The 17,261-nt window shown below is 69.5% G+C and carries 20 protein-coding genes and 1 pseudogene; 5 read left to right on the forward strand and 16 right to left on the reverse strand.

Features of this window, described 5'->3' with window-relative positions:
• The first annotated feature begins 48 nt into the window (after positions 1-48).
• Positions 49-183, forward strand: coding sequence for a hypothetical protein (locus tag EAS64_RS46640; RefSeq protein ID WP_281283179.1), 135 nt, complete (start codon positions 49-51; stop codon positions 181-183).
• A 29-nt stretch (positions 184-212) separates the two neighbouring features.
• Here EAS64_RS46640 and EAS64_RS03085 read toward each other — a convergent pair whose 3' ends face one another.
• A complete protein-coding gene (locus EAS64_RS03085; protein ID WP_145851176.1) occupies positions 213-716 on the reverse strand; it encodes a hypothetical protein in 504 nt (167 codons plus the stop codon).
• A gap of 284 nt (positions 717-1,000) precedes the next feature.
• Here EAS64_RS03085 and EAS64_RS03090 point away from each other — a divergent pair, with 284 nt between their 5' ends.
• On the forward strand, positions 1,001-1,906 hold the full coding sequence (locus EAS64_RS03090; protein WP_145851177.1) for an O-methyltransferase: 906 nt from the start codon (positions 1,001-1,003) through the stop codon (positions 1,904-1,906).
• 1 nt (position 1,907) lies between these two features.
• On the opposite strand, the gene EAS64_RS03095 is transcribed toward EAS64_RS03090, so the two are convergent.
• Positions 1,908-2,180 carry an HPr family phosphocarrier protein gene (locus EAS64_RS03095; RefSeq protein ID WP_145851178.1) on the reverse strand — a complete coding sequence of 91 codons (273 nt, stop codon included), beginning with the start codon at positions 2,178-2,180 and terminating at the stop codon, positions 1,908-1,910.
• Positions 2,164-2,562 carry a dihydroxyacetone kinase phosphoryl donor subunit DhaM gene (gene dhaM, locus EAS64_RS03100; protein ID WP_145851179.1) on the reverse strand — a complete coding sequence of 133 codons (399 nt, stop codon included), beginning with the start codon at positions 2,560-2,562 and terminating at the stop codon, positions 2,164-2,166. Before dhaM ends, EAS64_RS03095 begins: the two co-directional genes overlap by 17 nt.
• A 41-nt stretch (positions 2,563-2,603) precedes the next feature.
• On the opposite strand from dhaM, the gene EAS64_RS45490 reads away from it, so the two are divergent.
• Complete coding sequence (locus tag EAS64_RS45490) at positions 2,604-3,383, forward strand: IclR family transcriptional regulator (RefSeq protein WP_145851180.1); 780 nt, start codon at positions 2,604-2,606, stop codon at positions 3,381-3,383.
• 74 nt (positions 3,384-3,457) lie between these two features.
• Here the strand turns inward: EAS64_RS45490 and EAS64_RS03110 are convergent.
• From EAS64_RS03110 to EAS64_RS03125, 4 genes and pseudogenes are all read right to left on the reverse strand, one after another.
• Positions 3,458-5,080, reverse strand: a pseudogene (locus EAS64_RS03110) (putative PEP-binding protein); the annotation flags it as partial.
• The gene (dhaL, locus tag EAS64_RS03115) at positions 5,077-5,724 is read right to left on the reverse strand and encodes a dihydroxyacetone kinase subunit DhaL (RefSeq protein ID WP_187365658.1); all 648 of its coding nucleotides are present in this window, start codon (positions 5,722-5,724) and stop codon (positions 5,077-5,079) included. The gene dhaL and the pseudogene EAS64_RS03110, both read right to left, overlap by 4 nt.
• Positions 5,725-5,753: 29 nt before the next feature.
• The gene (gene dhaK, locus EAS64_RS03120; RefSeq protein ID WP_145851182.1) at positions 5,754-6,749 is read right to left on the reverse strand and encodes a dihydroxyacetone kinase subunit DhaK; all 996 of its coding nucleotides are present in this window, start codon (positions 6,747-6,749) and stop codon (positions 5,754-5,756) included.
• Complete coding sequence (locus EAS64_RS03125; protein ID WP_145851183.1) at positions 6,746-7,555, reverse strand: MIP/aquaporin family protein; 810 nt, start codon at positions 7,553-7,555, stop codon at positions 6,746-6,748. The genes dhaK and EAS64_RS03125 overlap by 4 nt, the downstream gene beginning before the upstream one ends.
• 218 nt (positions 7,556-7,773) lie before the next feature.
• On the opposite strand from EAS64_RS03125, the gene EAS64_RS03130 reads away from it, so the two are divergent.
• Together EAS64_RS03130 and EAS64_RS03135 are read left to right on the forward strand one after the other, a co-directional pair.
• The gene (locus EAS64_RS03130; protein ID WP_145851184.1) at positions 7,774-8,154 is read left to right on the forward strand and encodes a RidA family protein; all 381 of its coding nucleotides are present in this window, start codon (positions 7,774-7,776) and stop codon (positions 8,152-8,154) included.
• Between the two features lie 61 nt (positions 8,155-8,215).
• The gene (locus tag EAS64_RS03135; protein WP_145851185.1) at positions 8,216-8,530 is read left to right on the forward strand and encodes a hypothetical protein; all 315 of its coding nucleotides are present in this window, start codon (positions 8,216-8,218) and stop codon (positions 8,528-8,530) included.
• A 23-nt stretch (positions 8,531-8,553) separates the two neighbouring features.
• On the opposite strand, the gene EAS64_RS03140 is transcribed toward EAS64_RS03135, so the two are convergent.
• From EAS64_RS03140 to trmD, 9 genes are all read right to left on the reverse strand, one after another.
• The gene (locus EAS64_RS03140) at positions 8,554-10,917 is read right to left on the reverse strand and encodes a glycoside hydrolase family 65 protein (protein WP_145851186.1); all 2,364 of its coding nucleotides are present in this window, start codon (positions 10,915-10,917) and stop codon (positions 8,554-8,556) included.
• 20 nt (positions 10,918-10,937) lie between these two features.
• Positions 10,938-11,672: an HAD family hydrolase gene (locus tag EAS64_RS03145; RefSeq protein WP_145851187.1), complete on the reverse strand. Its 735-nt coding sequence runs from the start codon at positions 11,670-11,672 to the stop codon at positions 10,938-10,940.
• A 21-nt stretch (positions 11,673-11,693) separates the two neighbouring features.
• The gene (locus EAS64_RS03150) at positions 11,694-12,029 is read right to left on the reverse strand and encodes a DUF2469 domain-containing protein (RefSeq protein ID WP_145851188.1); all 336 of its coding nucleotides are present in this window, start codon (positions 12,027-12,029) and stop codon (positions 11,694-11,696) included.
• Between the two features lie 5 nt (positions 12,030-12,034).
• A complete protein-coding gene (locus EAS64_RS03155) occupies positions 12,035-12,751 on the reverse strand; it encodes a ribonuclease HII (RefSeq protein WP_145851189.1) in 717 nt (238 codons plus the stop codon).
• An 82-nt stretch (positions 12,752-12,833) separates the two neighbouring features.
• On the reverse strand, positions 12,834-14,048 hold the full coding sequence (gene lepB, locus EAS64_RS03160) for a signal peptidase I (RefSeq protein ID WP_145851190.1): 1,215 nt from the start codon (positions 14,046-14,048) through the stop codon (positions 12,834-12,836).
• Positions 14,049-14,215: 167 nt separating this feature from the next.
• Complete coding sequence (gene lepB, locus EAS64_RS03165) at positions 14,216-15,022, reverse strand: signal peptidase I (RefSeq protein WP_145851191.1); 807 nt, start codon at positions 15,020-15,022, stop codon at positions 14,216-14,218.
• Between the two features lie 17 nt (positions 15,023-15,039).
• Positions 15,040-15,903 carry a signal peptidase I gene (lepB, locus tag EAS64_RS03170; RefSeq protein ID WP_145851192.1) on the reverse strand — a complete coding sequence of 288 codons (864 nt, stop codon included), beginning with the start codon at positions 15,901-15,903 and terminating at the stop codon, positions 15,040-15,042.
• Positions 15,904-15,925: 22 nt separating this feature from the next.
• Positions 15,926-16,285, reverse strand: a complete 360-nt coding sequence (gene rplS, locus EAS64_RS03175) for a 50S ribosomal protein L19 (RefSeq protein ID WP_145851193.1) — start codon at positions 16,283-16,285, stop codon at positions 15,926-15,928.
• A gap of 114 nt (positions 16,286-16,399) precedes the next feature.
• Positions 16,400-17,257: a tRNA (guanosine(37)-N1)-methyltransferase TrmD gene (gene trmD, locus EAS64_RS03180; RefSeq protein ID WP_145851194.1), complete on the reverse strand. Its 858-nt coding sequence runs from the start codon at positions 17,255-17,257 to the stop codon at positions 16,400-16,402.
• Positions 17,258-17,261: the final 4 nt, after the last annotated feature.

Below are 17,261 nucleotides of genomic sequence, written 5' to 3' on the forward strand. Positions count from 1 at the left end.
TCGCACGCTCAGGGCTGACCTCTGCAGAAGGCCGCGAGGTCTCTGGCGGTGTCCCTGCTGACCTCCGGGCAGACTGTGGTGAAGGTCTCGACGGCGTGCAGCGTGCCCAGGGCCGAGACGCACATGGACGACGTGCTCGCCAACCGCGAGGCGCACGACGCATCAGCCCTTCCCCCGGGGTGACCGGCGACAAACAGCTGACTCGGTCGCTGTCACCACGCTGTGCTTGACGGCCGCCCCTGGAAGCTTTCCAGCGGTGCCGGCAGTGGAGTGAACTTGCCTCTGGTGAAAAGCCCGAACTGCCCGATCGTCTGCAGCGGGGACCGTGACTGGCCTGCTGGGCTGTAGCCGAAGTAGCCAAGCACCGCGGTGCCGGCGTCGTTGGCCCAGAACAGCGCGAGGTCTCCGAGCATCTGGCAAGAGACGCCGAACTGGTACATCGTGCCGGTGAGTTTCCCTGTCACCGCCGAGGCCTGGAGGATCGCTGTGCTGTACGGGTGCGTGCCGACGGGGCACGCGTTGCTGCCGGCGTAGCCCGCGGCCTCGCGGGCCTGGGCGGCGGTACCGCACACCGCCGTCTTGCCGTTCCCCGCCATAAGAAAACCGTCGGTGCAGTTGTGCGGGCTGCCCAAGCTGGCCGCGAAGGAAAAGACGGGCCGGCTGTCGGTAAGCAGGTCGTGGCCCCGGTCGTCGGCCGGGAGCAGCCGGACGATCACGGACCCGGTGGAAGTCGTACTCGTCTGGAATGTCAGCTGGCGGCCGCCGCCCGTCCAGGAGACCGGGGCGAACGTTCCGATTCCGTGCAGTTCGGGGGACCGGGCAGACCAGGTGTGCAGGAGCGCGCCGGAGGCGGTCGAGTAAACCCGCAGTTCTGTCAGAGGCTGATCCTTATGCGAGCAAAACTCTACGTCTGCAGAAAGAGCTGCACAATCATGCGCGGCGGGCGTGACTTCAGCGGAACTTAATGACTAAAAGTAGGCATCTGGATACTCTGTGGGCCATGGGCCGACTGATCCGCATGTTCGTGAACGCAGGCACCGTGGCGGTCGCCGTCATGCTGTGGCTAGCCGGCGCGCTCGCACTCGGCCTGGTGACGGACTCGGGCGCGACGGCGACGACGGCGCTGATGGCGCTCGGGCTGCTGGCCGGCGGCGTACTGCTGCTGATCCGGCACAGCCTTGAGCTGGCCGCGAGGATCGGCAACCTGGGCACGGAGTCGCAGCGCTCGCTCGCAACCATGCGGCGGATCGAGTCCCGCCTTGGGACGGAGCTAAGGCAGACGTTCCGCCAGATCGAGGCGATCCAGAACCTCAACGCCATACTTCCCGCCAGCGACGTGCTGCCCGCCACCCGAGGCTGGGCCGCCTCGCCTGACCTGATCCTTGTCCTCATCGACCAGGTGATCGCGCAGCGGCCGTCGCTCATCGTGGAATGCGGCAGCGGCGCGTCCACGCTGTGGCTCGCCCTGGCGCTGCGGCGGTTCGGTATCGACGGGCGGATCGTCGCGCTCGAGGCCGATCCAGTTTTCGCCGACAAGACCCGCGGCTTCCTGGCCAGGCACGGTGTTAGCGATGTCGCCGAGGTGCGTGAGGCCCCGCTTGAGGACCTCAAGCTTGCCGATGGCAGCTACACCTGGTACGCGAGATGGGCATGGAAGGACCTGGCGGGGATCGATCTCCTCTTCGTGGACGGACCGCCCGCCGCCACCTGCGCTAAGGCCCGCTATCCGGCGCTCCCGTCGCTGAGGGAGGCGCTGAACCCAGCCTCGATCGTCATCGTGGACGACCTCGTCGTACCGGACATGCAGGAAACCCTGCGGCTGTGGCTCGACGCGTACCCGGAATTCAGCTCCGAGATCCTGCCGCTGGAGAAACAGGCCGCGCTGCTCCGCACCGGCCCGCGGTAGATCAGCCGCCTACCTTGGTGGCCTCGCTGAGGATGGCGATGAGGGCCGCCACCGCCTCGCGGGCGTCGGGGCCGGCTGCGGTGACGGTTAGGTGCTGGCCGCTGGTGGCACCGAGGCCCATGACCCCGAGCACGCTCTTGGCGTCGGCAGTGTGGCCGCCCGCGCTGACGCTGATGGCCGCGGCGAACCGCCCGGCGGCTACGGCGAGCGCTCCGGCGGGACGGGCGTGCAGGTCACCTTCCAGGGTGATTCCCTGCTCATAGCTTGCGGGCATGGCGAGCCTCCTCCGCGGCCGCGGCGACCGCCTTGATGTCCCCGCCCGCGGCCGCGGTGACGGTGGCCGCCACCGCGCCCTCGACGAACGGCCCGTCGGCGAGCAGCACGGCGGTGACATCGCCGCAGTCTTCCAGCACGGTCTTCACCGTCAGCACGGCGCTGCCCAGATCGGGCAGCACCACCACGCCGGCCCCCTGGTTGGCACGGCGGAGCGCCTCCGTTACCTTTGCCGCGCTGGTGCCAAGGTCGCCATCGTCGGTGCCGCCGGCCGCGACGATGGTCACCGTCCCGCCGCTGACCTGGGCTGCCAGGTGCGCCGCACCCGCTGCCAGTTCGGCGCTGTGGGAGACGAGAACGATTCCGACGGTGCCTGAGGTCATCACGTATCCTGAATGTTGTTCGGTATCGCTGAAAGGGTGACATGATCCAGTCGGTGCAGCGTGCGGCGCAGATCCTCGGCGTCCTCGGCTCCGGGACGCCGCGCCTTGGCGTGACCGAGATCGCTGACCGGGTGGGCCTGGCCAAGCCCACGGTGCACGGACTGCTGCGCACGCTGGAGGCCCACGAGCTTGTCGCGCAGGACCCCGACACGGGCAAGTACAGCCTGGGACCTGGGGTGCTGCAGCTCGGCAACGCCTACCTGGACGGCTCCGAGCTGCGCGCCAGGTCGCTGCGGTGGGCTGAATCCCTCGCCCAGCGGGCCGGCGAGGCGGTCTGGGTCGCCACCCTGTCCGGATCGCGGGTGATCGTGCTGCACCACGTGTTCCGGCCGGACAACACGGTGCAGATCCTCGAGGTCGGCGCGGCGATCCCGTGGCACGCTTGCGCCCTTGGCCGGGCGATCGTAGCGTTCCTGTCCGAGGGACAGCGAGACCGGGCACTTGCCGGGGAACTCGTCCAGCTGACCGGCCAGACCAAGACGACGCGGGCCGCGCTGTCCCCGGTACTCGACCAGGCCCGGCGGCAGGGCTACGCGGTGGAGGACCAGGAGGCGACCGTGGGCGACGCGGGGATCGCGGCCCCCATCGTGGCTCGGGAGGGCACGGTGGCCGGCGCGATCGGGGTGGTGGGCGCGGCCGACCGGCTGCTCGCGGACGAGAACCGCGACGACCTCGTGCGCCTGGTCACCGAGGCCGCCCGGGCGGTGTCGCGGGACCTTGGAGCGGGCCGCGGCGGGGTGGTCCTGTCCGCGCTCGGCTGAGCGCACGCCGGCGGCCATAACCCGGTCACCTCGTTGGCTTGCGCCCTCGCGGTCGTGGTATCGGTGTCCGCGATCTGCCGTGCGATGCCGGGCACGCGCGCGGCGCCGACGCTCAGGGACGTGATGCCGACGCCGAGCAACAAGGGAAGGACCAGCGGGTCGGCCGCGGCGTCACCGCAGACCGACACCGGGATGCCGGCGGCCATGGCTGCCCGGGCGACGTCACGGACAAGCGCGAGCACCCGCGGGTCAGCCGTGACCGCGGGCGTGGCCGCCTGGCCGGCCCGGTCCAGGCCCAGCACATCGCTGCTGAGGTCGTTCGTGCCGATGGAAAAGAAGTCCGCGACCTGCGCGAAGGCGGCCGCGTTGGCGGCGGTCGCCGCGACCTCAACCATGATGCCGAGCTTTGGCGCCGCGATGCCCTCGGCGGCGGCGGCTTCGGCCAGTGCGGCACGGACCGCCGCCACCTCCGCGAGCGACCGGACCATCGGCACCAGGACGGACACCTGAGTTCCGCGGCCGGCGCGCAGGATCCCGGTGAGCTGTGCGCGCAGCGCCCTCTGGTCATCGAGCAGCGCGTCAAGACCCTGCCTGCCACGGGACGCCAGGAACGGCGGGACCTTGTCGCCGGAGAAGTCGAGCAGGCGGACCACGGCAGGCCGGCCGGCGAGCAGGCCGAGGATGGGCGTCAGCTGTGCCAGGTGGTCGTCGAGCGACGGCCAGTCCGCGGCCGTAGTGAACGCGATCTCGGTACGCAGAAGGCCGACCCCGGCCGCACCGCCGGACAGGCCAAGTCGCGTCTCGGCGGCCGAGGCGACGTTGCACAGCAGCGTGACCGGCTGGCCGTCGGCCGTCTTGACCTCCCCGGCGGCAAGCTCGTCCGGCTGGCCCGCCGCGGCCGCCGTGCGTGCCACGGCTACCGTGCCGGCCACGGCAGCAGCCTGGGCGGCGGCGGCAATCTCTGGCTCGGTCGGATCGGTGATCAGCTCGCCCGCCGTGGCGTCGAGAATCGCGTGCTGCCCGGTTGCGGCGCCGAGTACCGCCGGGTCAGCCCCGGCCAGCATCGGCAGGCCGAGACCGCGGGCGATGATCGCCGCGTGTGAGCTGGCGCCGCCGCCGATCGACACCGCCCCGGCAAGGCCCGTGTCGGCAAGCCTGATCAGGTCGGCCGCTTCGACCTCCCTGCGGATCAGGATGAACTTCCCTGCGGGCGGCGGCCCCGCGGTGGAGCCAGTAAGGCAGTCGGACGCGGCCTTCGCTACTTGGCGGACGTCGCCAGCACGCTGGGCCAGGTCGGGATCGGGCAGCGCGGCGAGCAGCGCAGCCTGCGCCTCGCCGGCCTGCCGGATCGCGTCCGCGCCGCTGGCTCCGGCCCGGACCGCGTCCACTGCGGCGGTGACCAGGACCGGGTCGGCCGCGATCAGCGCGGCGATGTCGACGATCGCGGCCTGCTCCTCCTGCCTCCTGGCGCGGAGTTCGGCGGCGAGGGCGGCGCGGTCCCTGGCCACGGCCGCGAACGCGGCGCGCACCGCTTCCTCGGCCGCCATGCGGTGCCCGTTTCCCGCCGGGGCACCGGCCAGGGGACCCGCCGCGGACTCCGCGGTGAACTCCGCCGTAGGCGGGTCGCCCTGGTAGATCTCGCCGGTGCTGATCCCAGTGGAGACCGGCTGCCCGCGGTAGCGGCCGGATCCGCTCATCGGCCGGCCCGGGCGGCGTCCCGCAGGGCGCCGAGGATGAGGGCGGTGGAGACGGCACCGGGATCTTCGTGGCCGACGCTGCGCGGCCCGAGATAGCTCGCCCGGCCCTTCAGCGCCTGCATCGGGATGGTCGCCTGCGCGCCGGCCTCGGCGGCCTCGGCCAGGGCGCCGAGTGCGTCGGTCGCCGAGGCTCCCTCGGCGACCGCCTTGCCGAAGGCCCTGGTTGCCGGTGCGAGGGCATCGACCATGGTCTTGTCGCCCTCACGGGCGGCGCCCAGTTGCTGCACGCCAGCGAGCGCCGCCTCAAGCGCCGCCGCCAGTGCGGGCAGTTCCACGTCGGCGGCGTCTCCCAGCGCCTTCCCGGCCCGGCGGAAGGCCGTGCCGTAGAGCGGCCCGGAGGCGCCGCCGACCTTGGATATGAGAGTGTTGCCCGTCAGGGTCAGGATGGCTCCGGGGACCATGGGCTCCGCCGCCGAGACGCCGGCCGCGTCAAGCGCGCCGAGGACGGCTGTGAAGCCGCGGGCGAGGTTGGTGCCGTGATCGGCGTCGCCGATCGCCGCGTCCAACTGCGTGAGGTGGTCGCGGTTGGCCTCGACGACCGCGGCGGCCGACACTATCCAGGCGCGGAAGACAGCAGCGTCCATGATCGCTCCCTGCTCGGTAACTGTAGGTTCTAGCGTCCCCACCGTAGGGCGGGCGTGTCCACTGGCGCGTCCCACAGCCGGGTGAGGCTGTCGGTGAGCTGGCAGACCGTTAGCGAGAAGCCCTGCATTTCCAGGCTGGTGATGTAGTTGCCGACCAGGTTCCTGACCACCCGCGCGCCGCGGGCCTCCAGGTGCCTGCAGACCTCGCCGAACATCAGGTACAGCTCGATCAGCGGGGTGCCGCCCATACCGTTGACCATCACGAGCAGGTCCTGGTTGTCGAGCGGCAGGTCGGCGCCGACGGCGTCAAGGGCGACGGCGGCCAGCTCGGCCGCGGGCATGTGGGCCGCGCGGGTCCGTCCTGGTTCGCCGTGGATGCCGATGCCGAGTTCGATCTCCGAGTCACCGAGCTCGAAGGTGGGCTTGCCGGCCGCCGGGACCACGCAGGAGCTGAGCGCGACACCGAAAGACCTACTCCGTTCATTCACTTCCCTGGCGACCGCGGCGACTGCGGAAAGGTCCGCGCCTTCCTCAGCCAGCGCACCGGCGATCTTCTCCACGAACACGGTCGCCCCGGTGCCCCGGCGGCCCGCGGTGTACAGCGAGTCCTCGACCGCCACGTCGTCGTTGGTGATGACGGAGACGACCTCGATGCCCTCGTCCCCGGCCAGTTCCGCGGCCATCTGGAAGTTGAGCACGTCGCCTGTGTAGTTCTTCACTACGTGCAGCACGCCGGCGCCGCCGTTGACCGCCTTGGTGGCGGCCAGCATCTGGTCGGGCACCGGGGAGGTGAACACCTCGCCGGGGCAGGCGGCGTCAAGCATTCCGTAGCCGACGAATCCGCCGTGCAGCGGCTCGTGGCCCGCGCCGCCGCCCGACACCAAGGCGACCTTGCCCCTGGTGGCACCGCTAGCGCGGGTGATCACCTTGTTCTCGACATCCACCGCGAGCTGGGGGTGCGCCGCGGCGACGCCGCGCAGAGCGTCGGTGACAACCGCGTCCGGGCCGTTGATTAGCTTCTTCATGACGTTGCTCCGCTGAGTTCTTCCGGTACTGAATCGCCCGTTACTGAATCGACAGTGGGTGCGAGGCTGGTCATCGCCGCGTCAGTGCGCACCCGGCCGATGAAGACGTAGGCGAGTCCGCCGAGCACGCCGCCCGCGAGCTCGCCGATGAGGTACGCGGGAACCTGTGCCCAGGAGACGGTGCCGCCGAACCCGCTCTGCATGAACACGGCGCCGAGGTAGCGGGCCGGGTTGATGGCCGCCCCGGTGGCCGGGCCGAGGATGATGATGATCGCGAACACGACCGAGCCGATCGCCATCGGCGCCCAGCCTGGCACGGCACGGTGGTCGATGACGCCGAAGATCACGAACACCAGCATGAACGTGCCGATGGCCTCGATGAGCGAGGCGCGGCCGAAACCCATCGTCGCGGCGTCGTACTTGGTCACCCCGCCGCCGGCCGCCGCCGTGGCGGCGCGGCCGAGGGTGAGGAAGATGGCCGCCGCCCCTGCGCAAGCCCCCACCAGCTGGGCCGCGACGTAGCCGGGCACCTCGCGCCAGGGGAACTTGCCGGAGACCGCGAGCGCCAGCGTCACCGCCGGGTTGATGTGCCCGCCGGAGATGTGCCCGATCGCGTAGACCGCGCCGACGATGACGAGCATGAAGGCGAACGAGATGATGCCGAGCTGCGCCATGGAGAAGGCGACCTTGGTGCCGGAGGCGATCACGCCGGTCGCCGCGGCCGATCCGGCGCCCACGTAGACGAGGAACGCGGTTCCGATGCCTTCGGCCAGAAGCTTCTGCGTAGTTGTAGGTGGAGCTGCCATTCGGGTCGCCCACGGCGGGGGCCGGGGCGTCTCACCTCCTTTGGCGAGAGGAAGACTGCCTGAAAGTTGTTCGGCATTGTCGAACGACTTTCACGAAACATAAGCCCCGGTTCGCGGTCCGGTCAAGAGGGAAATCGGCTCCGTGGCGGAAACGGTCATGCCGCATCCGTTCTGGATAATGAACTTGATCTTTACCGGGCCGACCGAGGAGGACCGCGTTGCCGCGCCAAATCATCACTACCGCGAACGCGCCAGCGTCGCCGCTTTACAGCCAGGGCGTCAAAGCGGGACCGCAGATCGTGGTCTCCGGCATGGTCGGCATCGACCCGGGCACCGGCGGTCTCGCCGGGCCCACGATCCAGGAGCAGACGCGGCAGGCGCTGGCGAACTGTGCGGCGATCCTGGAGGCTGGCAGCGCCACACTAGACGATGTCATCGAGGTTGGAGTGCTGCTTACCAACCCGGCCGACTTCGCCGGGATGAACGAGGAGTACGCGCAGTGGTTCCCGGCCGACCCGCCCGCTCGCTACGTCGCCAAGCTCGGCGTCGAACTGCCCGGCATCCTGATCTCGATCCGGATGACGGCCTTCGTCGGATGACAGGGGGCACCCTGAACCCTGATGCCTCGCTTGTACACGTCGTGGTCTTAGAGGCGCTCACGTGTCGGCGCGATTGACGGGATGGGCCGCCGCCATCCTCGCGACGCTGGTCGTGCTGGCGCTTGTCGCCGGCGAGCTCACGGACGCCGCGCAGCGGCGCTGGTGGGGCGACAGGCCGCTGACCACGGACACGGTGTCCGGGCTGCTGGTACTGCTGATCACGGTCCTCGTGGTGAACCAGTTGCTCAACAGGCGGCAGTCCAGGCAACGCGGCCATGCGATCGGCGCGCAGGCGGCCATCCTGGTGGCCCAGGCCGGCCGTTCGGCGAAAGCGACCGCGTCCGTGCTCGACGGCTTGTCGCTTCCGGGGTTATAGCCCCGGTACTGAAACGGGCATTTCTACTCGCGGCCGTGGCGGCTCTGCGGGACGCGGCCGAAGGGCTGGGAGGGCGGCGGCAGCGGGTGCGCGGGCGGGATCTCCAGCGTCTGCGGCTCGCCGGTGATCGTCAGCGGTTCGCCGTGGTGGGTGATCTCTAGGGGGTCGCCGGCCAGCAGCAGGTAGTCAACGCCGTGGTCGTGGATCTTCACCTGCACGATGCGGCCGCGGTAGCGCATGCGGAAGGACAGGCAAATGATGCCAGGCGGCAGCTTGGGGCTGAAGGCGAGGGCGCCGCTGCTCGGGGCGCGCATGCCGCCGAAGCCGCCGACCAGGGCGGTCCAGGCGCCCGCCAGGGAGGCGATGTGCACGCCGTCCTTGGTGTTGTGCTCGCGGTCCTGCAGGTCCATCAGCGCAGCCTCGGCCAGGTAGTCGTAGGCGAGGTCGAGGTGGCCTACCTCGGCGGCGATGACGGCCTGGGTGCAGGGCGAAAGGGAGGAATCCCTGACGGTGATCGCCTCGTAGTAGTCGAAGTTGCGGCGCTTCTGCTCATCGGTGAACGAGCTTGGCCGCAGCTGCATGGCGAGCACCACGTCGGCCTGCTTGACCACCTGCTTGCGGTACAGCTGAAAGTACGGGTAGTGCAGCAGCAGCGGGTAGTGGTCCTCCGGCGTCGCCTTGAAGTCCCAGCGGGCGTAGCTGGTGAAGCCGTCGTGCTGGGGGTGGACCTTGAGGTGGTGGTCGTACGGGATGTACATGTCGTTCGCCGCGTCCCGCCAGGAGGCAGCCTCCTCGGCGGTCACGTCGAGTTCGCGCGCCTCCTTGTCAAGCTTTTCCACCAGTTCGGCGGCGGCGGCGAGGTTATGCTGCGCCATCAGGTTCGTGTAGAGGTTGTTGTCCTTAACCGCGCTGTACTCGTCGGGGCCGGTCACGCCCTCGATGCGGAACTTGCCGTGCGAGTCGTGCTGGCCCAGCGAGCGCCACAGGCGCGCGGTCTCCACGAGCAGCGGCAGGCCGATCTCGCGCTCGAACTTCTCGTCCTGCGTCGCGTCCAGGTATTTGGTGACCGCGTTGGCGATGTCGGCGTTGATGTGGAACGCGGCCGTGCCGGCCGGCCAGTAGCCGGAGCACTCCTGGCCGCGGATCGTCCGCCACGGGAACGCGGCGCCGTCAAGGCCAAGTTCCACCGCGTGCGACTTGGCCTTGTCCATGACCGCGTACCGCCAGCGCAGCGCGTCGGCCGCGGCCTCAGGCCAGGTGTACGTCAGCACCGGCAGCACGAACGTCTCGGTGTCCCAGAAGGTGTGCCCGTCGTACCCGGTCCCGGTGAGGCCCTTAGCGGGGATCGGCCGGTTCTCGGTGCGCGCGCCTGCCTGGATGATGTGGAACAGGCCGAAGCGGACCGCCTGCTGTATCTCCACGTCGCCGTCGACCTCGACGTCGGCGCCCTCCCAGAACTCGTCGAGGAACTGGCGCTGCTCGGCGAGCAGCCCGTCCCAGCCGGTCAGCTTGGCGGCCGCGATCGCGCCCACCACCTGGTCGATCAGGGCGGGCCGCGTCCGCTGCGAGGACCAGCCATAGCCGAGGTACTTGATCAGGCTCAGTTCCTCCTCGGGCGCCACCTCCGCGGCGACGAGCAGCCGGGCCATGTCGTCGAACGACTCCGTGCTCGTGGACATCTTGGCGGGCCCGTGGATGGCATGCGACATGCCCGCGGCAAGCCGCAGCTTGCTCGACTCCGTCCCGTGTACCAGGACGGCGCGCGGATTGTCGCCGTCCACGGCGTAGTGCTCCTCGCCGGTGAGCGGCTTGCTGAGGATCGCGGCCGCCCTGGGGTCCGCGGACTGGCGCGGCACCTCCTCGTTGGCGACCAGCTCGGACATGAGCACCAGGCGCAGCGTCTCGTCGACAGGCTTGACCCGGTAGCTGATCGCGGCGACCGCGCGCTGGGTCAGCGACACCAGGCGCACTGACTGGATGTCGACCGTGTGCCCGGCGGGCGACGTCCAGACCACGTTCCTCGTCAGGGTTCCCCCGCGCAGGTCGAGGGTCCTGGTGTGCGACTGGACGGTGCCGTACCTGATGTCGAACGGCTCGTCATTGACGAGCAGCCGGATGATCTTGCCGTTCGTCACGTTGATGACGGTCTGCCCCATCTCGGGGAAGCCGTAGCCCGCCTCCGCGTACGGCAGTGGCCTGTCCTCGAACAGCGAGTTCAGGTAGGTACCAGGCAGGCCGTGCGGGTCGCCCTCGTCCAGGTTGCCGCGCAGCCCGATGTGCCCGTTGGACAGGGCGAACACCGACTCGCTCTGCGCTATCAGGTTGAGGTCGAGATGACTCTCCGTCAGGCACCACGGCTCGACCCCGTACGGGGCGTTGCTGATCATCTACCCGCTACCTCCGGCCCTCACAGAAGCTCAGATAGGTCCTTCACGACGACATCCGCGCCGTGCTCGCGGAGCTGTTCGGCCTGGCCGACCCGGTCCACGCCGACGACAAATCCGAAATTCCCCGCTCGTCCCGCCTCGACCCCGGCGAGCGCGTCCTCGAAGACGACCGCGTGCGCGGGCTCGGCGCCGAGCATCCGCGCGGCCTCCAGGAACGTGTCGGGCGCGGGCTTGCCGTGCAGCTTGCGTTCCTCGGCCACCTGGTGGTCGACGCGCGCCTCGAACAGGCTCTCCACGCCCGCCGCCTTCAGCACCGCCACCGTATTCGCGCTTGACGACACGATCGCCGTGCGCAGGCCCGCCGCCCGGACCGCCTCGACGTAGCGCACCGAGCCCTCGTAGGGCTGCACACCGTCGCGTTCGATGACGTGCTGCACGAGTTCGTTTTTCTTGTTGCCCAGCCCCCACAGGGTCTGCGTGCCCGGCGGGTCGTCCTGCGACCCGGTGGGCAGCTCGATACCCCGGGATTTAAGGAAGGACGACGTGCCCTCGAGCCGCGGCTTGCCGTCGACGTACTCGTCGTAGTCACGCACCGGGTCGAAGGGGACGAACGGCTGGTTATGGGATGCCGACCAGTCACGCAGGAACTCGTCGAACATCTCCTTCCAGGCCGCGTCGTGCACCTTCGCGGTCTGGGTGATCACACCGTCCATGTCGAACAGGCAGGCGGTCACGCCGTCTGGCAGCCCTAGCATGGCCGCCCCTTATGTGGTGAATTAGCCGGAAAAGCCCGGCTTCCCGTTTTCGTCAGGAAGTTCGAGGTCACTCTTGGCCAGCTCCTCGATGTTGACATCCTTGAAGGTGACTACCCGCACGTTCTTCACGAAACGTGCGGGACGGTACATGTCCCACACCCATGCGTCGTGCATGGTTACCTCGAAGAAAACCTCGCCGTTCTCCGCGGCCCGCACCTTGAGGTCGACGTCGTTCGTTAGGTAGAACCTACGCTCTGTCTCAACAACGTGGGTGAACAGGCCGACAACATCGCGGTATTCGCGGTAGAGCTGAAGCTCCATCTCCGCTTCGTACTTCTCAAGATCTTCCGCGCTCATGTCAACTATTCTCCCTCCGCCAGCCCCTCGTTCGGCACATCAGCTCCCGGCACATCGGCTTCCGGCACGTCGGCTCCCGGCACGTCGGCTCCCGGCACGCACCTGAAGGACCTGCGGTGCACCGGCGACGGCCCGTGCTCCGCGAGCGTGCGCAGGTGCTCGCCGGTTACGTACCCCTTGTGACGGCAGAAACCGTATTCGGGATAACGCTCGTCGAGCTCGCACATCATCCGATCCCTGGTCACCTTCGCCACGATCGACGCGGCGGCCACCGAGGCGGCCACCTGGTCCCCCTTCCACATCGCCAGGTTCGGCGCGCCGAGGCCAGGCACGGGGAACCCGTCCGTCAGCACGTAGGCGGGCTTGTCGCGCAGCGCCGCGTACGCGCGGCGCATGCCCTGCACGTTGCACACGTGCAGGCCGAGCCGGTCGATGTCGGTGTGCGGGATGGTGACTACGTGCCACTCAAGCGCGTGCCTGACGATCAGGCCGTAGGCGGCCTCGCGGGCGGCCGGTGTCAGCAGCTTGGAGTCGGCCAGGCCGTCGATGCGCCTGGTCGCCGCGCTGCCGAGGACCACCGCCGCGACGACGAGCGGCCCGGCACAGGCGCCGCGGCCCGCCTCGTCGATGCCCGCCACCGGGGCAAGGCCGGCTCGGGCCAGCGCGTTCTCATAGGCGGCGAGCCCAGCGCTGCGCCGCGGTGCGTAGGGGGAAGCGACCATCTCATTGGCAGGGTACGCCAAACCGCACCGAGACCGCGTCTGTCTGTCATCCCGAACGGGTTCGGCCGCTGCCGACCAGGTCCTACTGCCCCTGACTGGCGCGCCGGTGTGTCCGGCGGTTCCTCGCCTTGCGGTGCAGCCAGGCGACGGGGACCGCGCCGATGAAGCCAAGGGCGAGCGGCAGCGGCGACGTCGCGGGCGTGACGGGAGTGCCGTTGTCCAGGGCGGCCTCAAGCGCGGCGCTCGAGCCGCCCGCCGCGGCGTTGCCGCCCTGCGCCGCCGGCGCGTTCAGCTTCGGTTCCTCGAATGTCGCCGGAATGTTGAGGAAGCCCCACCGGCTCGGCGGCCAGATGATGACGAACGCGCGGCCGAGCACGGCGCTTTCCGGAATCGTTCCGCCGCCCGGCATCTCCATGTGGCCGCGCGAGTCGTAGGAGACCGCGCGGTGGTCACCCATCACCCACAGGCGGCCTGCCGGGACCGTGATGTCGAAGGTCTGGGCGGACGGCTGGTTCAACGGGTACAGGTAGTCGCCCTCGTGCAGCGGCGTCCCGTTGACGGTCATCTGGCCGACGTGGTTGCAGCACTTGACGTGGTCGCCGGGCAGGCCGATCACGCGCTTGATGTAGATGGACGAGTCATGACTGATGCCGACGATGCCCTCAAGCTCGTCGACCGCCTTGCTGAAGATGTTGGTGCTCCGCGACGGGTTGCTCGGGTCCCAGGACCCGGTGCCGTCGAACACGATGATGTCGCCGCGGTGGATCGGCCGCAGATGGTAGACGATCTTGTTGATCAGCACCCGGTCGTTGATCTCCAGGGTGTTCTCCATCGAGGAGGACGGGATGAAGAATGCCTGGATCGCGAAGGACTTGATGACGAGCGCGAGCACGAGCGCGACGACGACGAGCACCGGGAGTTCGCGCCAGAAGCTACGGCGGCGCTTTGGCCGGCGCCGATGGGCGCCTCCGCCAGGTATCCCCGTGCCCGAGTTTCCCGAATCCGGTCCCGGCTGGCTGCCGTTGTCGCCGGGTTCCCTGCTCCAGTTGCGTTGCCGGTGCCCGTTGCCCTGCTGCCCCCAGTTGCCTTGCTGTCCCCAGTTACCCTGCTGCTCCCAGTTGTCCTGCTGCTGCCAGTTGCGCTGCTGCTGCCAGTTGCCCTGCTGCGGGGCGTCCTGCTCCGGGCCAGGCGCGGCGCCGAGGCCGGGAATCGCGAGGGTGTCATCCAGTTTGGGCACCGGGTCGGCGGGCCCCCAGGGCGGTGCGCCGAAGCCGTCGCGCGAGCCTGAACCGCTCATCCACGCATCCCCTGTTCGCTCGCGCCAGGCCGCGCCCTCATCGCTCATCACCTGTGAGCGTATCGCCGATTTCCCAGGGGCAGGCCGCCGCGCAGGGGCCCAATTCCAGCCCAGCCTGGCTGGGCGTCCATCGAGAGAGGAAAATGTTAACTACATCTTTAATGTCTTTAACCGCCCAGGTCAGAGCCGGTGACCAAGCGCAAGGCGCTGAGTGCGGGCTGCTCGAAGGTGGCGGGGATGTTCAGGAAGCCCCACTGCCCGGGCGGCCAGACGATCACGAAGGCGCGGCCGATGACGCTCGACTCGGGGATGGAGCCGCCGCCCGGGCTGCCCGGGTGGCCGCGCGAGTCGTCGGAGATGGCGCGGTGGTCGCCCATCACCCACAATTGCCCGGCCGGGACGGTGATGTTGAACTGCTGGTCGGACGGCGTGTTCCCCGGGTACAGGTAGTCGCCCTCAGAAAGCGTCACGCCGTTGACGGCGAGCTGACCGCCCGCGTTACAGCACTGGACGTGGTCGCCGGGCAGGCCGATCACGCGCTTGATGTAGACCGAGTTGTCGGCGCTGACGCCGAAGAGCCCCTCGAACTCGCTGACCGCCTTGCTGAACAGGTTCTGGCTCGGTCGCGGCTGCCCGGCGTCCCACGACGTGGAGCCGTCGAACACCACGATGTCGCCGCGGTGGATGGAGCGCAGGTGGTAGACGATCTTGTTGACAAGGACCCGGTCGCCGATCGCCAGGGTGTTCTGCATCGAGCCGGTCGGGATAACGAAGGCCTGGAACGCGAACGTCTTGACAAGGAACGCGAGCACGAGCGCGGCGACGATCAGGACGGGAAGCTCACGCCAGAAGCTGCGATGGCGCTTGCCGTCCTTGGCCTGCGGCTTTTCCTCGTCGCGCGCTTCTTCGTCGCGCGGTCCGTCAGGCGGCCCTTCTTCCGGCTGTTCGCCGGGGGCCGCGCCGTGGTCGCTCATCGCTTCGCCGGCAGCGCTCAGCGCCGCCGGCGGCGGCGCAGCGTCAGGAAGGCGGCACCGGCGACGGCCGTGCCGCCCGCCAGCGTCACGGGCGGGGCGGCCGCCACGGCAGACGCCGCGGTCAGCCCAGCCTGCTTGAAGGTCTCGGGGATCGGCACGTCTGACCACCGCGACAGCGGCCAGATGACGACGAAGGCCCGGCCCACGACCGCACTCTCCGGGATGGTCCCGCGGCCGGGGAAGCTCGTACGGTAGCGGGAGTCGTCAGAGTCCGCCCGGTTGTCACCCATCACCCACAGCCGCCCTGGCGGCACGGTGATGTCGAACGTCTTCTGGGACGGAACGGCATTGGGATAGATGTACGACGACTCGGACAGCGGCACGCCGTTGACCGTGATCCGGCCCTGCAGGTCGCAGCACACCACGTGGTCGCCCGGCACGCCGATCACGCGCTTGACGTAGTCGGTGCCTGGCGCCGCGATCCCGACTAGGCCGGCCGCGTCGTCCCAGAGCCGCAGCACCGGGTTGGACGGCGGCTGCGTGGCCGGGTCCCAGGACCCGGCGCCGCTGAACACGACCACATCGCCGCGCTGGATCGACCGGAAGTCGTAGACGATCTTGCTGACCAGAATCCGGTCGCCGGGCAGCAGAGTGTTCTCCATCGACCCGGAGGGGATGGAGAACACCTGCACGACGAACGCCTTGAGCACGATCGTCAGCGCCAGCGCCGCGACCACGATGACGGCGAGGTCGCGCCAGAACGACCGCTTGCGCTTACTCGGTTGTTCCGGCGCCTCGGTTTCGCCCGGCGCCTCGGATTCATCCGGCGCGGTGTCGTCAACCGGCGACGCGTCCGGCTGTGCGTCCGGGTCGGCAGCCATCGGAGATAAGCCAGTCAGCCTTTCAGCTGGCGGCGTTCTCCCGCCGCTCCTTGATCCTGGCGGCCTTGCCGCGCAGGTCACGCAGGTAGTAGAGCTTGGCCCGGCGGACACGGCCGCGGGTGACAATCTCGATCTTGTCGATCGACGGGCTGTGCACCGGGAAGGTGCGCTCGACGCCCACGCCGTAGCTGACCTTGCGGACGGTGAAGGTCTCACGCAGGCCGCCGCCCTGGCGCCGGATCACGACACCCTGGAAGACCTGGATGCGGGAGCGGTTGCCTTCCGTCACCTTGACGTGCACCTTGAGGGTGTCACCCGGGCGGAAGTCCGGGACGTCTGCCCGGAGCTGGGCCTGCTCAAGCTCGGCGATCGCGGTGTGCATGGTGGATGTTTCCTCAGTCCTGGTCGGTATGCGCGGCAGCGCGCATCCGGGTGGAAGCCTGCGTTAGCCAGGGAAACACCCCGGCGAAGTCAACGCCCGAACGGGCAGCGCTCTTCAGTGTGCCATATTTTCTGCGTCAACCGGAAAACCGGCTTCGGCAAGCACCTCTCGGTCCCGCTTGTCAAGGCCGTCGCCTCGGGTCGCGAGACGGCGGATGAGGTCCGGCCTGGCTGCCGCGGTGCGGCGCAGCGCCTCATCTCGCTGCCAGCGAGCGATGGCCTTGTGGTGCCCGGACAATAGTACGTCAGGTACCTCAAGCCCGCGCCACGTCCTTGGCCGTGTGTAGACGGGACCCTCGAGGAGGCCGCTCATCGCGCCCCCGGTCCCGCCGAACGAGTCGTCGCTGTGCGACTGCTCGTTGCCGAGCACGCCGGGCAGCAGGCGGCAGACCGCCTCCACGATCACGGCGACCGCGGCCTCTCCCCCGGCAAGCACGTAGTCGCCGATGCTGACCTCATCCACTGGCAGCCGCGTCCTGGCCTCGGCGACGACCCGCGAGTCGATCCCCTCGTACCGGCCGCAGGCGAACACGAGGTGGCTCTCCGCGGCGTACGAGGCCGCCAGTTCCTGGGTGAACGGCGCACCGGACGGAGTGGGCACGACGAGCCGGGCCGGTGCCGCTGGGGCTGGTGCCGCTGTGGCTTGTGCCGCGGCTAGCACTGAGTCGAGTGCGTCGCCCCAGACGTCCGGCTTCATGACCATGCCGGGCCCGCCGCCGAAGGGGGTGTCGTCCACGGTGTGATGCACGTCGGTCGCCCATGCCCGCAGGTCGTGCACGCGGAAGTCGATGTCGCCGCGCACCCCGGCCTTCCCGATCAGGGATACGCCAAGGGGCCCCGCGTCGCCGACCCTGCCGTCCGCGCCGACCGGGCCGAAGTAGTCAGGGAAGATGGTGACGATATCGATGCGCATCGCT

Origin of the sequence: Trebonia kvetii, from assembly GCF_007827045.1 — a bacterium.
GTDB classification, from domain to species: Bacteria; Actinomycetota; Actinomycetes; order Streptosporangiales; family Streptosporangiaceae; genus Trebonia; species Trebonia kvetii.